Here is a 15,867-nt window from a genome sequence, read left to right on the forward strand (position 1 = left end):
CGGGCCCCCGCCGATGGGGCCGCCGCCGCGACCGGTGGGGCCGCCGCCGGTTGCCGCCGCCGTGGCCGTCGATTTCGTTCCGCAGGCTGGCGGCGCCGAGGGGCAGCAGTCCGGTGTGCCCGCGAAACAGCCCCCGCCGCAACCGGATCGGGCGATGCTGCACATCACCGAGCAGACCCGGACCTACCCCTGCTCGGCTTGTGGCGGTCAGCTGCAATTCGATATCGCCAGTCAGAAGCTGCGGTGTCCGAACTGCGGCAACTACTCCGAGATCGAGGCGCCCCGGGCGCCCGTCGCGGCGCGCGACCTGCGCGAGGCGATGGGGGAATTGCGTGCGCTGCAAGCCACCACCGCAGGGCCGGAGATCACCGGGAATCATGAGATCAAATGTCAGAACTGCGGCGGCACGACATCGTTCGTCGGCACCCTGACCGCGACCAGATGTCCCTACTGTGCCACGCCGATCCAGCGTGACGACGTGCACAATGCGCCCGCGCGCCTGCCGGTCGACGGTGTGGTGCCCTTCCGCATCGATGAGAAGAACGCTCGCGTCCTGGTCGAGAAGTGGGTTTCCGGACGGTGGTTCGCACCCGGCGAATTCAAGAAGTACAAGCGGCTCGGGTCCTTCGCGAGCGTCTATCACGCGTACTTCACCTACGACGCCGACACCTACACCTGGTACCAGGGCGAGCGGGGCATCGAGTACACCGAGACCTACCGGGACAGTGACGGCGATCTGCAGACGGTGACCCGGGTCCAGTGGTATCCGGTGCAGGGCGAGGTCGCCAACCAGTTCGTGGATGTTCCGGTGCTGGCCAACGAGCACGCCGACCGTGCCAGGATCAAGACACTCGAACCGTGGCCGATCCAGGACGCGACGACCTACTCGCCGGAATACGTGGCCGGCCACCTCGCCCGCACCTACGACCGCGACGCCGAGGAATCGCTGTCCGAGGCGCGTTCGGAGATGGAGAGCGAGATCGAGCACACCGTGCGCCGCGATATCGGTGGCGACCAGCAGCGCATCCACTCATTGAATTCGACCTGGAACTCGCTGGCGTACAAGCATCTGCTGCTGCCGATCTGGTTGTTGACGGTGATCTACATGGACCGGCCGTTCAATGTGTACATCAACGGACTGACCGGTGAGGTGTCCGGTGAGCGGCCGTGGAGCAAGATCAAGATCGGCATCGCCGTCACGCTGGCGGTACTGCTGGTCATCGCGATAGTCGTGCTGTACATGAAGTTCGGCCACCATTCGACCGGGCACGGTCACACCACCACCGTGCACCATTCGACGCATCGGAGGTGAGCGATGGTACTTCTGCTGATCCTGCTGGCGCTGTTGGTGCTCGTGGGCGGTGTGGTCGCGATCGTGCTGGTGATCGCTCGGCATCAGAAGCAGTCGATCGCGTACGACAACCGGATCGTGCCGGGCATCCCCTCACACGCTCCGGCGTCCTGGGCGGGTTCGCACGATCCCGAGGCGCGTCTGCACCGCCGACTGCGGGACGCGATCCGCGCGCTGCACGGCGTCAACGCCTACGACACGGGTTCCAGCGTGAATCTGCGTGCGGGCCTGGAACAGTCGGCGATGGCGGTCGACAACCACCTGATCGCCATCGCCACACTGCCGCAGTCGCACCGCGATCAGGCGCTACCGGACGCCACCGCCGCGGTCGAGGCCGTCGAAGCGGGTGTGGCCCAATATGTCTCGGCTACGACCAAACCCGACCCGGTTGCGTTCGAAGCGGGCCTGCAGGGCGTGCAAACCAGTATCGACGCGATCACCCGGAACCTCGGCGCATTGGGCCCGGGCGGCACCGCCGCCGGGACCCATCCGGTCCAGTTCGGCATCCCATCACCACAGCCGATGCCCCAGCAATTCTCCAGCGGCGGGCCGTACCCGTCACCACCTACCGGCAGTGGCTACCCGAACCCGCAACCCGGCACACCGCCCCCGCCCGGCGGACCATACCCGCAAGCCGCGCCGCCGCAACGGCCGCCGGGCAGCGCAGCAAGCCCTGAAACCTCGTGCCCGCAGCAACAACCCGGCGCAACGAATCCTCCCGATTCGGGCACAGGCCTCTCGGACCCCACAATCATCCGACGTCAGCCCTGACCCCACCGCTCCGGCTCGGATCTCGTTACCACGCTGTCGATCACCCGCCGGCGAGTCCCCAGAGACTCGCCCAGCCCGTTCCGTCGCGTCGGCATCATGTAACTCGGAGTTGGGTGAAAGGCTGTGACTCCGCGGGCATTTCGGCAATCGTGTTCCGATGCGGCGACCGCGTCGACTTCGAGCCAGCTATGGAACGATCCTGCGCTGGATAAAGGACGTTCGAGCAGACTTCCGATTATCCGTCGGCCGGACGCGTTCCGATGACGACGGTGGCGTAGAGCTCCTCGGACTCGGCAACCGTCGGGATAAGCCCCTGTTGCGCAAGGATTTCAGTGGCCCGAGCGCATTGTTCGCGGCTGGTCTCGACCAGCAACCGGCCGCCGGGGGCGAGCCAGTGCGGTGCGGCGGCGGCGACGCGGCGGAAGACGGCGAGTCCGTCGGGGCCGCCGTCGAGTGCGGTGCGCGGCTCGTGCTCACGCGCCTCGGGCGGCATATCGGCGATGGCGGTGGTCGGGACGTACGGGGTGTTGGCGAGCAGCAGATGTACGCGTCCGGCCAACTCCGGAGGTAGGGGAGTAAACAGGTCGCCCTGGTACACCTGTGCGTTCAGCGGCGCGAGATTGCGGCGGGCGCAGGTTACCGCGGCGGGTTCCAGATCGCTCGCGGTGAGTTCGACACGGATTCCGTTGGCGGACAACTCGGTCGCCACAGCGAGACCGAGTGCACCGCAGCCGCAGCACATGTCCAGGACGACGCATGGGTCGTGCGGATCGTCGACGGCGCGTTCGACCAGGAATCCGGTGCGCTGACGCGGTACGAACACCCCGGGCGCGACCGCGACCCGCAGTCCGCGAAATTCCGTCCAGCCCAGCAGATGTTCCAGCGGCACTCCGGAAACCCGTTGTGCGACAAGCTCGTTTAGATCCGACTCGGAGGCCGCCGCCGCGGCCAGCAGCGCGGCCTCCTCCTCGGCGAACACGCACCCCGCCGCACGCAGCGTGGTGACCAGCGAACCGATGTCGGAGACGATCATCGGTCCATTGTGACGGAGACCGGGGGGTTAACCGGAATTCGGTAGGAAGGTGTGGGTGGCGTCGAGATAGATGCCACGCTGAGCGGCCTTGGACGGGGGTACCAGCTGGGAGATGATCTCGTTGGGCGAGGTCATCGCCCCTACCACCCGGGTCCCGGCGACGATGAAATCGGTGACCGCGCGGCGGATGTGATTCGGCGAGGTGATCACCACCGCGCTGCCGATGCCGCGATCCCGCATGATCCGGGTGCTGAACAAGGCATTTTGCACCGTGGAATCCGACCGATCCTCGACCAGGATGCGGGAGGCCGGAATGCCGTGCCCGATCAGCCAGCCCGCCATGGCGGCAGCCTCGGGCACCCCGTTCTGCGGTGCGCCGCCGGTGACCACGATCGTCGAACTGGGTGCGGCGACCGCCTGCAACCAGGCCGCTTGGAGGCGGTTCACGAGTTCGGGTCGCATCGCGCCGTTCGGCAGCAGGCCGTAACCGAGGACCACCAGAGCGGTCTGCGGGCCGATCATGGCGGGCAGCGGATTGGGCAGAGTGCCGACGCCCGCGCCGATAGCCCCGAGCACGCCGCGCGCGCCCGCGGCCATTGCGGGATCGACCGCGTTGAGCCTGTTGAACGCCGCCTCGCGGGTGATCAGGTCACCCGCGTAATCCGCCCAGATCGCTTGCAGGGCAAGCGCTTGCGGGTTGTCGGGCGCGGCGGCGACCATTCGCCCGAGATCCCGCAGTCCGGCCCTGTCGTGACCGCTGACGAACTCGGCCTGTGCCGAACTGTACAGCGGGGCCGGTATGTTGTCGGCGGCCGCGATTCCGGAGACGGACCCGGCCGTGAGGAGGAGGGCCGAGGTGGCCGTCAGGAGATACGTGACACGGCGTGCGATTTTCACTGCTATCGATACCTTTCCGACCGAACGGATCAGGTTGTGTTGCTGGTAGTTGCCTCTAGGCGGCCGTCACCACGATACGGCCCGATACCGGGGCGAGCGAGTATTTGTTTGTTGTGAATTTCCCAGTCTTGGGTGGTAGCGAAGGGGTAGCCGGTAATGCGCGCCGCGCGGCGAGGCCACCGGCGGGCCGATTAAGGTGTCAGGAGTGGACACCATTTCGCTGACTGGCAAGGAACTCGCCGCCGCCCTCAACTCCGATACCGCCGAGCGCGCCGCCGCGCTCACCGAGCGGGGAGCCGCACCGCGATTGGTGCTGGTCGTGGCCAACGACGATCCGGCCAGCGGCTGGTATGTGAAATCGCTCCAGCGCGCCGCCGGGCGACTCGGAATCAATTGCGACACAGTCGATCTGGGGGCCGCCGCGACGGCCGACGCGATTCGCTCGCAGTTGCGGAGCCTGTGCGGCGACACCGCGGTCGACGCGGTCATGCTGCAGACGCCGCTGCCGGACGGGGTGGCATTGCAGGACGTCAGCTCGGCGATCGCCGCGGCCAAGGATGTCGACGGGGTCAGCCCGCATTCGCTGGGCCTGCTCGCGACCGGCCTGCCGGGCTTCCCGCCAGCCACCTCCGAGGCCGTCGTCGAATTGGCCAAACATCACGACATTCCGCTGGCCGGACGGCATGTCGCGGTCGTGGGCCGCTCGAACGTGGTCGGCAAGCCGCTTGCGCAACTGCTGCTCGCCGAGGATGCGACCGTCACGGTCTGCCACTCCCGGACCACTGATCTGCCCGCGGTCACGGCGGCCGCCGATATCGTGGTCGCGGCCGCGGGCCGCGCGGGCTTGATCACCGGTGATCACGTGCGCGAGGGCGCTGTGGTCATCGACGTCGGCACCAACGAGGGGCCGGACGGCAAGATCGTCGGCGACGTGGACGCGTCGTCCGTACAAGGCAGAGCCGGTGCGCTGAGCCCGGTACCGGGCGGTGTCGGCCCGGTCACCACCGCCCTGTTGATGCGTCACGTGGTCTGTGCGGCGGAGGCGAGCCGGGCCTAGGGGGTAGCGGCGAGCCGCGCCCGAAACGCGCGGCTCACCGCTGGTTCGCTGCCGCTCACCAGTGTGTGGTCACCGGGTCGCCGACGCTGACCTGGTTGAAATACCACTCGGCGTCCGCGGGCGCCAGATTGATACATCCGTGACTCACGTTCGAATTGCCCTGCTGTTCGACCGACCATGGCGCGGAATGCACGAAAACCCCGCTCGAGGTGAGACGTTCGGCCCATTCACCTTTCAGGTAGTAACCCTCGGGCGAGCTGAGCGGAATGCCGATCGTGCGTGAATCGAAGATGATGGTCCGGTCCTTTTCCATTACCGGGAAAGTACCGACCGGTGTCGGGCGGGACGGTTTACCCATCGATGCGGGCATCACCCGCGGCGCTTGACCGGGGATGAATACGGTGAAGGTGTGCGTGGACATATTGGCGTCCGCGCGGGTGCCGCCATTGCTGACGAATTGCGTCCGCGCATGACCCGCCTGCACCGTGAATCGCGCGTTGACCGGCAGTAATCGGTTCGGCGTCCAAACCAGCTCCCGATCGCCGTTCCAGGCGAATGTGCCCGCTAACCGCTGATCGACGGTGACCGTGACGGATCGTTCGGCGACCGCGCGATCCGCGACCGGCTGCGCGAAATCGACCGTGACCGGATGGGCTATGCCCACCACCGCTCCGTTGGCGGGTGAAATGGATGTCACGACAGGAATCTGCTGTGGTGTGACCGATGCCGCGGCGGCGATGCCGGAGGTAATGGCCGCAAGGGCTGCGATGACGATCGCGAAGAACAAATGACGAATCATGTTCCGCATGACCCCACCCCTTCGCTGGTGTGGTTATGAGACGTTCATCTTAGAACTTCATGATCACGCCGACACACCGGAAGTGCACATTTCGTAATCAAATCGCCGCATGTCGCAACGCTGCTCATTACCGGTCATGTGCTGGTCGGCGGCGATTTTCGGATCAGCGGTGCACGGCGGCCAGAACATCGGCGTAGACCGCGTCGGCCCGCGCGGTGAGCTCCTCGACGCGAGTGAGTACCGGAGCGAACTCCGCGCCCTCGCCCTCGCCCATAGAAGCCACGTTGATGGCGATATTGAGCTGGGAACTGGTGGCCGCGGCGCGGGCCGCGTCGGCCGCGGCGCCGATATCGGTGACCACGTTCGGATTGCCGATGGGCAGCAGATCGGCCGCGAGAGAAATGATTTCGTCGGCCTCGGCGACCACGGCGGCCGGCACCCGGGCGGCTGTGATCAGCGCGGCGTTGACCGCCTCGGCACGGGCGGTGCGCTCGGCGTCGGTCTCCTTGGGCAGCTTGTAGGCCGCGCCGACGGCGGTGAATGCCTCGGCATCGGCGTCTGCCAGGGCCAGTGAGCGCTCGCGCGCCGCGTCGGCCGCGGCGATGATCCGGTCGATGACGGGCCGGTTGGCGGCGTCCTTGGCGCGGGTGGTGTAGCGCGCCACCATGGCCACCAGCGCGGCCGCCTGCGCCGCGTGCAGGGCCGCGACCGCGCCGCCCCCGGGGGCGGGAATCTTGGCGGCCAGATCGTCCAGGTACCGCCCGATGGTCGAGGCGCCGAAGGTCGTGGTGCCGGTGGACGATGCGGTGTCCTGAGACATGTTGCGGGGCCTCCCGTTTCGGTGCGCGACGGCTCGAGGGACCGGCGAGCGCCGATCGGCCGAGATGCCGATTACCGTACCGGGTCCGAGGCGCGGCGTGTGGTCCGGTACCCGAGGTCGGCGCGGTTACCGGCGGTCGCCCCGGACCTTCGAACGCGGGGGTCACGCGGCCCGATAGCTGGTGCGCAGTAGGTTGAGCGTCATGCGTATCGGATTGGGCATCAACTATGCGGGCGGATTCAAGGAGGTCGCGGCCGAGGTCGCGGATCTCGAGCGTGCGGGCCTGGACATCGTGTTCGTACCGGAGGCGTACTCCTTCGACGCGGTGAGCGCACTGGGCTATCTGGCCGCCAAGACCGAGCGCGTGCAATTGGCCTCGGGCATCCTGCAGCTGTACACCCGCACCCCCACTCTGACGGCGATGACCGCGGCCGGGCTGGACTACGTCTCGGACGGCCGCTACATCCTCGGCCTGGGCGCCTCGGGTCCGCAGGTGATCGAGGGCTTCCACGGTGTGCCCTACGACGCCCCGATCGGCCGAACCCGCGAGGTCGTGGAGATCTGCCGCCGGGTGTGGCGGCGGGAGCGTCTGACATTCGAGGGGAAGTACTACACGATCCCGCTGCCCGCCGAGCAGGGCACCGGCCTGGGCAAATCGCTCAAGCTGATCAACCACCCGGTGCGCGAACGCATTCCGGTGCTGCTGGCCGCGCTGGGACCGAAGAACGTACAGCTGGCCGCGGAGATCGCCGAGGGCTGGCAGCCGATCTTCTTTCTTCCGGAGAAGGCGCAGGACATATGGGGCGACAGCCTGGCCGCAGGTAAGGCGAAGCGCGATCCGGCCCTGGGCGAGCTCGAGGTGTTCGCCGGACCGGCGCTGGCGATCGGCGACAACGTCGAGGGGCTGCGCGAGTTCGTCAAACCGCACCTGGCGCTGTACATCGGCGGCATGGGAGCCAAGGGGAAGAACTTCTATCACACCCTGGCCACGAAATACGGCTACGGCGCCGCGGCGGATCGCATCCAGGAGCTCTACCTGGCCGGTGAGAAGGAGGCGGCCGCCAAGGCGGTGCCCGATGAGCTGGTGCGGGACGTCTCGCTGATCGGCTCCGCCGGGTTCGTGAAGGAGCGGGTCGCCGCATTCGCCGAGGCCGGGGTGACGGTGCTGAACGTGGTGCCGATGGCCGCTACTCCCGCGGACCGGGTGAAGCTCATCGAACAGCTGCGCGCGCTGGTCTGAGACGGCTGCAATCCCGTCGTCCCGGCGCGTACACCGGGACGACGGGTATCGAGGCGCTAGTTCTGGCGTAGCGCCGTCAGCGCGCCGTCCAGGGTCGTGTGCATCGAGAAGACCTTGTCCAGGCCGGTCACCTTGAGCTGGCGGCCGGTGGCCGGGCCGTCGGCGACGACCATGATGCGGGTGGTCTCCCCGGCGCGCTTGTGTGCGCCGACGAGAGCAGCCATACCGGCCGATGCCAGGAAGCTCACCTGGGTCAGATCGATGATGACGACCGCGGGCTTACCACCCAGTGTTGCCTCGATCGCATTCTCCAGCGCCGGGGCGGTCGCCAGATCGACCTCACCCGCGACCGTGAGCACGGTCGCTTCGTCGTGCACCGAGACCGATGTGGTCATCGCGTCGGCGAGGGGATGCGCGTCTCCGGAAGTGTTGGTCACCTAGACAATCTGCCACGAACCCGCGCCGGATGCCGCATCGTCCGCCGGATTGTCGGTGTTTCGTAGTACTCCCGAAAGCGAAAACCCCAGGTACGCCGTGTATTCCGAAATTTCCGGCACATTCGGCCCCGAAACCCGCCCGGTGGCGTGGATGTGCCGTTTCCGCGATCGGAGTGCGGCGGCTAGACCCGGCTGGCCGCCGAGAACGACACCGCCGGAAGTTTGGCGATCATCCGCACATGGGTGCCCACCCCGACGTGGTCGATCGTCAGCTCGTCGGTCAGCGCGTGCATCATGGCGATACCGCGCCCGCGGTACCCCGGATCCTCCGGGAGCGGTCGCCAGCTGCCGTCGTCGGAGACCTCGATGGTGACCCGGTCCAGTGCGCAATCCGCGGACACCACCACCCGGCCGGGCGCGCCGCCGAGGTACGCGTGCTCGATGCAGTTGCTGCACGCCTCGTTGGCGGCGGCGACCAGATCGGTGGCCAGATCGGCGGGCACCGCGGCCGCGCCCAGCCAGGCGGTCAGACGGCGGCGTATCCCGGACAGGCCGCCGGCCTCGGCGGGGACGTCCAGACGCAGCGCCCGCGGCGGCTGCCGGTAGACGACCATGGCGACGTCGTCGTCGTAGCCGCCCGCAGGTCGCAGGCGGGACAGCACCGCGTCGGCGACCTCCCGCGGCGGCATATCCGCCGCGTCGGACAACTCGTCGGCCAGTTCGTCGAAACGAATGTCGATATCGACACCGCGTTGCTCGACGAGTCCGTCGGTGAACAGCACCAGGGTCGAGCCCGGTTCGAGCGTCGTGGTCGCCTCGGGGCGCCGCGGCATGTCGAAGGTCGCCAGCGGCACCGCCCGGCCGCCCTCGAGCAGGCGGCCCTTCGTCCCGGGTGCGGCCAGCACCGGGGGCATGTGACCGGCATTGGAGTAGCGGAACGTCCCGCGCTCGGGATCCAGGATCGCCGCGCAGACCGTCGTACACATCGCGCCCGGGATGCGCGCGGCGACGGTGTCCAGTTCGGCCAGCAGCTGCGCCGGCCCGGCTCCGCGCAGCAGCAGTGCGCGCGCCGCGGTGCGCAACTGGCCCATCACCACCGCCGCGGACAGACCACGGCCGACGCAGTCGCCGACCACCAGACCGATCGCGCCGTCGGCGAGCTGCACCACGTCGTACCAGTCGCCGCCGATCTCGAGCGGCGGCAGTGCGGGCTCGTAGTGCACCGAGAACCTGGGCGGCAGTTCGATCGGCCCGAGCATCGCCCGCTGCAACGTCAGCGAGGTGGAACGGGCGGCGTCGAAGTTGCGTGCGCGTTGTACGGCCAGGCTGAGCTGACCGACCAGCAGGGAGAACAGCGCCCAGTCGCCCGGACTGATCGCGCGAGGTGCGGCGAAACGCAGCCACAGCGCCGCGTCGCCGGTCTCGCCGAGCGGCGCCACGATGCCCTCGGAACTGGCCGCGCCCTCGGGAATCGCGAACATCGTCCGGCCGGGTCGCAACCAGGCGCGGTCCAGCAGAGCCCGCGCCCGCGCGTCGAGCACCTGGCGCGACTGCACCGCGTCCTCACCGGAGACGTACAATTCCGGGCCGGTCTGGCGGTTCGGCCACATCGATACCACGGCGGTCTCCGCGCCGATCGCCATGCGCAGCTCATCCAGTCCGACCGTGAGCACCTCCACGACGCTGGTGCACGCCGCGACCGCGGTCGCCAGCCGGGAGACGGCCTGATCGCGAGCCTGCGCGTCGTGTTCGGCGGTGACATCGCGGATCGTGCCGACGAAGATCCGCTCGTCGTCCTCCGGCCGGATCAGCGAGGACGTGCTGACCGCCAGCCACAGCCGCCGCCCGTCCCGATGACGCACCGGCATCACGAAACGCGCGGCCTCGGTGCCCAGATCCGGGTAGTGCGTCTCCTCGGTGATCGCCCACGGGTGCGGCAGCGGATAGGGCACGGTCTCCGGCCCGTATCCGGTCAGTGCGCCGAACGCCGAGTTGACCTCGGTGAGGGTGCCGTGTGAATCGGCGACGAAGAACCCGTCCTGCAACGATTCGACCAATGCGGTGCGGAAGGTGTCGCGTCCCTCGAGGTCCTCGGCGCGCAGGCGCTGAAGCTCGTAGGAGCGGGTGCTGTCCAGGAATCCGCGGGTGGCCACATCGAGTGCGGCCAGGGTCTGCAGCAGGAATTCCAGCGCGGTGTCCCCGGCGTCCGGGCCGCCGGGATGTTCGCCGCTCTCCTGCTCGGAAACCGCGGCCGCGGGTGGCGGGGCGAGCAGATTCCACCGGCCCAGCAGTCGGAAGTGATGTTCGGTGAGGTCGAGGATGCTCACGCCCTCGACGAGGGCGCGGCGGCCGAGTTCGTACCCCTCGGCGAGGGTGTACTGGGTCGGCGAATCCAGGTGCAGCCGTAGCGCATTCGTGTACGCCTCGCGGAATGCGGCCAGCACCGTGGTCATGTCGCGACCTCGCTGTCGCCCCCGGACATCGGTGCCGGTACGACGCGTGCGCGCGATGTGCGCCGGTTCATTGTGCCGGACCCGTATGTCCGCGATGACGCGCGGCCAGCACCAGCGCGTCGTCGGTGTCCTTGGAATGGCCCTCGAGGATATCCGTGGTGATCTCGGCGGTCGGCCGGGACAGGTCCACGGTGTCGACGAAATCGGTGACGATGCCGTCGGTGGCCATCAACAGCAGATCCCCGGCACGCACCGGAACCGTCTGCGTCTGCAGATTCGGCGGCAGCCGGTAACCGACGATGCCCGCGGTCAGCAGTGCGGTCGCGCGGACCGCGAGCTTTCCGGGGGCCTTCGCGATGATCCGGGACTCGACATTCCCGACACCGAGCCAGTGCACCCGGTCACCGGAGTCGAACAGGGCGAGAGTCAGTGCCGCGCCGCGGGTTTCGGCCAGGGCGCGATGGCACAGCAGGGCCAGCACGTCCAGCGGCTCGGCGCGGTTGTCCGAGAGCACCTGGGCGGCGCGATCGGCGGCGTCGGCGGCGGCGGCGCCGTGTCCGAGCCCGTCGAGCACCGCGAACAGCACCGAGCCCCCGCCCGCGTCCAGGACCACCGCTCGGTCCCCGGATACGCGTTGACCGGGAAGCGCCCGTCCGGCCGCGGCCCATTCGATGGTGCCGATCAACCCGTCCTCATGCACGGGGAGGCACCCACTTCCACATCTCCACCAGCGTTCCCTGGCCGGGGCCGGAGTCGATGATCAGCTGGTCCATCAGTCGGCGGGCGCCCGGAAGCCCCAGGCCCAGACCGCGACCGGTCGAATAGCCGTCCTCCAGGGCGCGCGGGATATCCAGAATGCCCGGCCCCTGGTCCTGTGCCTGGACCACGAGGGCCGGCCGTCCATCTCGTTCCTCCACGGCCACACGGACTTCACCGGTTCCGGCGTAGCTGGTGATGTTTCGGGCGATCTCCGAGATTGCGGTGGAGATCATGGTGATGTCGGTCAGGGAGAAGCCCAGCTGCGCTGCTAGTTCTCGCCCGGCCTGACGTGCGGTAACGATGTCGCTGGACACCTTGACCGCGATCACCACACTGTCAGCGACCACGGTCACGACCATCTCGTTGATTGTGGGTGTGCAGCAACTTACTGTTCAGCCAGGACAAACCTTCTTCGAGGTCCAGGGCGGTGTGCATGTCCTCGAAGGTGAGACCCAGCTGGACCATTGCGAATGCGACTTCGGGCTGCAATCCGACGATGACCGTCTCCGCCCCCCGCAGCTTGGTCATATGGGCGATCGTACGCAGCGAGCGCGCCGCGAAGGAATCCATCACGTCGATCGCGGTGACGTCGACGATGATGCCCTGGGCGCGATATCTGCTGACGTAGGTCATCAGATCGTCCTGTAGGCGCTCGGTGTCGGCATCCGTGAGGGCAGATTGCACGGACGCGATCAAGTAGGTGCCCTGTTTCAGAATGGGTACCGGCATTGTCCCCGCCTCGGGTTACCGTCGGTCGCGATCGGTGAGGCGCGAGATCTCGTAACCGAGCAGCCGCTCCGCCTCTTGGATCCCGCCCTGCAGATCGCCGACAGCGTTCATCTTGGTCAGGTCGAGGCCGATGGTGACCAGCGCGAGCGCGATCTCCGAGGACAGACCGGTGAGGATGACGCTGGCGCCCATCAGTCCCGAGGCGTCGACCGTCTGGACCAGGTGGTTGGCCACCGTGGAGTCGATCATCGGCACACCGGTGATGTCGATGACGACCACCTTGGCGCGGTTGGCGCGGATCGCGCGCAGGAGCTGTTCGGTGAGCTGGCGGGCGCGCTGGCTGTCCAGCACACCGATGATCGGCAGAATCAGCAGCTGTTCGCGGACCTGCAGAACGGGCGTGGAGAGCTCGCGGATGGCCTCCTGCTGCTGGCGGATGACGCGCTCGCGCTCCTGCACGAAGGAGATGGCCACGGTGTTGGCGATGCGGTTGGCGGCCGGTTCGTAAGCGTCCAGTACCCGCTTGAGCAGATCGAAGTCCGATTGGTATTTCTCGAACAAGCTGCGCGACAGCACATCTCGCAGCAGCAGCACGATGCCGATGACCTCGTCGGTCTCGACGCCCCGGGGGATGATGCGTTCGGACAGGTCTCGCGCGTACGCCTGCAGGGCCTCGACGCTACCGGTCTGCAACGCCTCGACGTAGTTGTCGTAGATCGAGGTGGCCTCGGAGAAGACCTCCTCCGGCGTCATCGCGGTGAGCAGTGCGGCGACGCCGATGCGACGGGCCCATTCCTCCCGCAGTTCGGTGCGGTTCTGTCGCAGGTGCTCGACCAGCTGGGGCAGCAGGTCGTCGGCCGAACCGGTCGGCAGCGAATCCGGCGACAGGCCGATGGACACGTCGGACATGAAAACTCCTGCCCCTTTCGTTAAGGGTAGGTCGGTTGCTTCGTCGGGCTCGCTCACACACGGCTGCTCATCGCATGCCCTGTCGAGCCTAGTCTTACCCGATACCCGCTGGATACCAAAACAAACATCCGGACCCGCACGGCCCTCAGCCCGCGCGACCGTCGGCCTCGCGCAGCCGGGGCTCGTCCCGGCGGTCCGGCAGCTGGTCCGGGCGCTTGTCGAGGGCGCCGACCCGGGCCTGGGCGGGGCGGCGGTGATGGGTCAGCAGTGTGTCGTAGATATCGGCGAGCGCGGCGAGCTGATCACGGTCCAGCACATCGATCATGTGCCGCCGCACGCTGTCGACGTAGGCGGGTTCGGCGGTGGTGAGCACCTCCGAACCCTTACCGGTCAGCACCGCGGCGGTGCGCCGCGCATCGTCCGGAATCGATTCGCGCGCAACGAGTCCGCGCTTCTCCATCCGGGTGATCTGGTGCGAGAGCCGACTCTGCGACCATTCCAGGACGGCGGCGAGTTCGGCGAAGCTGCGCCGGTGATCGGGGGCGTCGGCCAGTCGGGCCAGTACCGTGTACTCCACGTAGGTCAGGTTCGAGGCCCGCAGCGAATCGCGGCCGACGGCCGCTGCGATGAGGTCGCGGGTGAACACGAAGCCGAGCCAGGCCCGGGACTCGAGATCGTCGAGCCAACGGATTTCGGTCACGATCTCGTGCCGCGTCCGTGACGGGTCAAGCTTGGACTGGTCATGCGCTGCCTTCCACCTCGGTCATCCCCACGTCAATGACAGGTACACCGAGCGTGTTGAAGGTGCAACCTGTGCGCCGGTGCCGAGCAAGATTAGGCTTGCCTGACATCGGATGGACAGGCGGTCGGTGGATACAGTGCCAAGTGCTCGATTCCAGCCACAAGGAGTGCGATTCGTGACCACGCCTGACTTCCTCTACTCGGATCTGCTGCCGACCGGCGCCGACGAGACCCCCTACCGGCTGCTCACCACCGAGGGAGTCAGCACATTCGAGGCGGGTGGACGGACGTTCCTGCAGGTCGAGCCCGACGTGCTACGCATGCTGACCGCCGAGGCGATGCACGACATCAGCCACTATCTGCGCCCGGGGCACCTGTCCCAGCTGCGCAAGATCATCGACGATCCGGAGTCCTCCGGCAACGACCGGTTCGTCGCGCTGGACCTGCTCAAGAATGTCAACATCTCCGCGGGCGGCATCCTGCCGATGTGCCAGGACACCGGCACCGCGATCGTGATGGGCAAGAAGTCCGAGGGCGTGCTGACCGGTGCCGATGACGCCGAGTGGATCTCGCGCGGTGTGTTCGACGCCTACACCAAGTTGAACCTGCGGTATTCGCAGCTCGCCCCGATCACCATGTGGGACGAGAAGAACACCGGATCCAATCTGCCCGCGCAGGTCGAGTTGTATTCCACCGCAGCCGATCCCGCGCATCCGGCGTACAAGTTCCTGTTCATGGCCAAGGGCGGCGGCTCGGCGAACAAGTCGTTCCTGTTCCAGGAGACCAAGGCGATCCTGAACCCGGCCCGGATGCTGGAATTCCTCGACGAGAAGATCCGCTCACTGGGCACCGCGGCCTGCCCGCCGTATCACCTCGCGGTCGTGATCGGCGGCACCAGTGCCGAATTCGCGCTCAAGACCGCGAAATACGCCTCGGCACACTATTTGGACGCCATGCCCACCGCGGGATCCATGGCCGCGCACGGTTTCCGGGATCTCGAACTCGAGCAGGAAGTGTTCAAACTCACGCAGTCCTTCGGCATCGGCGCGCAGTTCGGCGGTAAGTACTTCTGCCACGACGTGCGCGTGATCCGGCTGCCGCGGCACGGTGCGAGCTGTCCGGTGGCGATCGCGGTGTCCTGTTCGGCGGACCGGCAGGCGCTGGCCAAGATCACCCCCGAGGGCGTCTTCCTCGAACAGCTCGAACGCGAACCGGCGCAATATCTTCCGGAGCAGACCGACGCCATCCTCGGCGGCGACGTGGTGCAGGTGGACCTGAACCGGCCGATGTCGGAGATCCGCGCGGAGCTGTCGAAATATCCGGTGAAGACGCGGCTTTCGCTGACCGGCCCGCTGGTGGTCGCGCGGGACATCGCGCACGCCAAGATCAAGGAGCGGCTGGACGCGGGCGAGGAGATGCCGCAGTACCTGCGCGATATGGCCGTCTACTACGCGGGTCCGGCCAAGACTCCCGACGGGTACGCCTCGGGTTCGTTCGGCCCGACCACGGCCGGTCGGATGGACTCGTATGTCGATCAGTTCCAGGCGGCGGGCGGCTCGTTCGTCATGCTGGCCAAGGGAAATCGCTCCGCGCAGGTCACCAGGGCGTGTAAGGAGCACGGCGGGTTCTACCTCGGTTCGATCGGTGGTCCCGCCGCGCGACTGGCCCTGGACTGCATCAAATCCGTCGAGGTGCTGGAGTATCCGGAGCTGGGCATGGAGGCGGTCTGGAAGATCGAGGTGGAGGACTTCCCGGCGTTCATCGTCGTGGACGACAAGGGGAACGACTTCTTCGCCGAGACCCAGAAGCCCATCGCCCTGCGCGTGCGCACCCGCTCGGCCGAACGGGTCTGACCCGCTGCCGGGAAACGC

General features: G+C 67.6%; 16 protein-coding genes. 5 read left to right on the forward strand and 11 right to left on the reverse strand.

All coding sequences use genetic code 11. The features are described from left to right. A partial coding sequence (locus tag NV1_RS44615) for a TFIIB-type zinc ribbon-containing protein (RefSeq protein WP_174557469.1) occupies nucleotides 1–1,312 on the forward strand: 1,312 nt, incomplete at its 5' end. 3 nt (nucleotides 1,313–1,315) lie between these two features. Next, a complete protein-coding gene (locus NV1_RS22790; protein ID WP_067894827.1) occupies nucleotides 1,316–2,122 on the forward strand; it encodes a hypothetical protein in 807 nt (268 codons plus the stop codon). A 235-nt stretch (nucleotides 2,123–2,357) separates the two neighbouring features. On the opposite strand, the gene NV1_RS22795 is transcribed toward NV1_RS22790, so the two are convergent. Both NV1_RS22795 and NV1_RS22800 read right to left on the reverse strand, forming a co-directional pair. Next, complete coding sequence (locus tag NV1_RS22795; protein ID WP_067894831.1) at nucleotides 2,358–3,155, reverse strand: putative protein N(5)-glutamine methyltransferase; 798 nt, start codon at nucleotides 3,153–3,155, stop codon at nucleotides 2,358–2,360. A gap of 27 nt (nucleotides 3,156–3,182) precedes the next feature. Further along, complete coding sequence (locus NV1_RS22800; protein ID WP_157117261.1) at nucleotides 3,183–4,052, reverse strand: YdcF family protein; 870 nt, start codon at nucleotides 4,050–4,052, stop codon at nucleotides 3,183–3,185. Between the two features lie 205 nt (nucleotides 4,053–4,257). Here NV1_RS22800 and NV1_RS22805 point away from each other — a divergent pair, with 205 nt between their 5' ends. Then, nucleotides 4,258–5,109 (forward strand): bifunctional 5,10-methylenetetrahydrofolate dehydrogenase/5,10-methenyltetrahydrofolate cyclohydrolase, encoded by an 852-nt coding sequence (locus tag NV1_RS22805; RefSeq protein WP_067894834.1) that lies wholly within the window; start codon nucleotides 4,258–4,260, stop codon nucleotides 5,107–5,109. A gap of 55 nt (nucleotides 5,110–5,164) precedes the next feature. On the opposite strand, the gene NV1_RS22810 is transcribed toward NV1_RS22805, so the two are convergent. Both NV1_RS22810 and NV1_RS22815 read right to left on the reverse strand, forming a co-directional pair. Beyond that, the gene (locus NV1_RS22810; protein ID WP_067894837.1) at nucleotides 5,165–5,917 is read right to left on the reverse strand and encodes a L,D-transpeptidase; all 753 of its coding nucleotides are present in this window, start codon (nucleotides 5,915–5,917) and stop codon (nucleotides 5,165–5,167) included. A 154-nt stretch (nucleotides 5,918–6,071) separates the two neighbouring features. Then, nucleotides 6,072–6,728 carry a cyclodeaminase/cyclohydrolase family protein gene (locus tag NV1_RS22815; protein ID WP_084525657.1) on the reverse strand — a complete coding sequence of 219 codons (657 nt, stop codon included), beginning with the start codon at nucleotides 6,726–6,728 and terminating at the stop codon, nucleotides 6,072–6,074. A gap of 202 nt (nucleotides 6,729–6,930) precedes the next feature. Here NV1_RS22815 and NV1_RS22820 point away from each other — a divergent pair, with 202 nt between their 5' ends. After that, entirely contained in the window at nucleotides 6,931–7,968 is a 1,038-nt protein-coding gene (locus tag NV1_RS22820) for an LLM class F420-dependent oxidoreductase (protein ID WP_067894840.1), read from the forward strand. 56 nt (nucleotides 7,969–8,024) lie between these two features. Here NV1_RS22820 and NV1_RS22825 read toward each other — a convergent pair whose 3' ends face one another. The 7 genes from NV1_RS22825 to NV1_RS22855 form a co-directional block, all read right to left on the reverse strand. Then, on the reverse strand, nucleotides 8,025–8,405 hold the full coding sequence (locus tag NV1_RS22825) for an STAS domain-containing protein (protein WP_307629832.1): 381 nt from the start codon (nucleotides 8,403–8,405) through the stop codon (nucleotides 8,025–8,027). 182 nt (nucleotides 8,406–8,587) lie between these two features. After that, nucleotides 8,588–10,858, reverse strand: a complete 2,271-nt coding sequence (locus tag NV1_RS22830) for a SpoIIE family protein phosphatase (RefSeq protein ID WP_067894843.1) — start codon at nucleotides 10,856–10,858, stop codon at nucleotides 8,588–8,590. Nucleotides 10,859–10,925: 67 nt separating this feature from the next. Continuing rightward, on the reverse strand, nucleotides 10,926–11,558 hold the full coding sequence (locus tag NV1_RS22835; RefSeq protein ID WP_067894846.1) for a SpoIIE family protein phosphatase: 633 nt from the start codon (nucleotides 11,556–11,558) through the stop codon (nucleotides 10,926–10,928). Further along, nucleotides 11,551–11,976, reverse strand: a complete 426-nt coding sequence (locus NV1_RS22840; protein ID WP_067894849.1) for an anti-sigma regulatory factor — start codon at nucleotides 11,974–11,976, stop codon at nucleotides 11,551–11,553. The genes NV1_RS22835 and NV1_RS22840 overlap by 8 nt, the downstream gene beginning before the upstream one ends. Beyond that, nucleotides 11,954–12,346, reverse strand: coding sequence for an STAS domain-containing protein (locus NV1_RS22845; RefSeq protein WP_067894853.1), 393 nt, complete (start codon nucleotides 12,344–12,346; stop codon nucleotides 11,954–11,956). The genes NV1_RS22840 and NV1_RS22845 overlap by 23 nt, the downstream gene beginning before the upstream one ends. A 15-nt stretch (nucleotides 12,347–12,361) precedes the next feature. Next, on the reverse strand, nucleotides 12,362–13,255 hold the full coding sequence (locus tag NV1_RS22850) for an STAS domain-containing protein (RefSeq protein WP_067894856.1): 894 nt from the start codon (nucleotides 13,253–13,255) through the stop codon (nucleotides 12,362–12,364). 145 nt (nucleotides 13,256–13,400) lie between these two features. Next, nucleotides 13,401–13,955, reverse strand: coding sequence for a MarR family winged helix-turn-helix transcriptional regulator (locus NV1_RS22855; protein ID WP_084525658.1), 555 nt, complete (start codon nucleotides 13,953–13,955; stop codon nucleotides 13,401–13,403). Between the two features lie 217 nt (nucleotides 13,956–14,172). On the opposite strand from NV1_RS22855, the gene NV1_RS22860 reads away from it, so the two are divergent. Next, entirely contained in the window at nucleotides 14,173–15,849 is a 1,677-nt protein-coding gene (locus tag NV1_RS22860; RefSeq protein ID WP_169813379.1) for a fumarate hydratase, read from the forward strand. Nucleotides 15,850–15,867: the final 18 nt, after the last annotated feature.

Origin of the sequence: Nocardia vaccinii NBRC 15922 (genome assembly GCF_001613305.1) — a bacterium.
Lineage (GTDB): Bacteria > Actinomycetota > Actinomycetes > Mycobacteriales > Mycobacteriaceae > Nocardia > Nocardia vaccinii.

Bases quoted from the DNA above. Each gene is read 5' to 3' on its own strand.
- NV1_RS22840 (WP_067894849.1), bottom strand. From the start codon at position 11,976: ATGGTCGTGACCGTGGTCGCTGACAGTGTGGTGATCGCGGTCAAGGTG.
- NV1_RS22810 (WP_067894837.1), bottom strand. From the start codon at position 5,917: ATGCGGAACATGATTCGTCATTTGTTCTTCGCGATCGTCATCGCAGCC.
- NV1_RS22850 (WP_067894856.1), bottom strand. From the start codon at position 13,255: ATGTCCGACGTGTCCATCGGCCTGTCGCCGGATTCGCTGCCGACCGGT.
- NV1_RS22790 (WP_067894827.1), top strand. From the start codon at position 1,316: ATGGTACTTCTGCTGATCCTGCTGGCGCTGTTGGTGCTCGTGGGCGGT.
- NV1_RS22795 (WP_067894831.1), bottom strand. From the start codon at position 3,155: ATGATCGTCTCCGACATCGGTTCGCTGGTCACCACGCTGCGTGCGGCG.
- NV1_RS22815 (WP_084525657.1), bottom strand. From the start codon at position 6,728: ATGTCTCAGGACACCGCATCGTCCACCGGCACCACGACCTTCGGCGCC.
- NV1_RS22845 (WP_067894853.1), bottom strand. From the start codon at position 12,346: ATGCCGGTACCCATTCTGAAACAGGGCACCTACTTGATCGCGTCCGTG.
- NV1_RS22830 (WP_067894843.1), bottom strand. From the start codon at position 10,858: ATGACCACGGTGCTGGCCGCATTCCGCGAGGCGTACACGAATGCGCTA.
- NV1_RS22820 (WP_067894840.1), top strand. From the start codon at position 6,931: ATGCGTATCGGATTGGGCATCAACTATGCGGGCGGATTCAAGGAGGTC.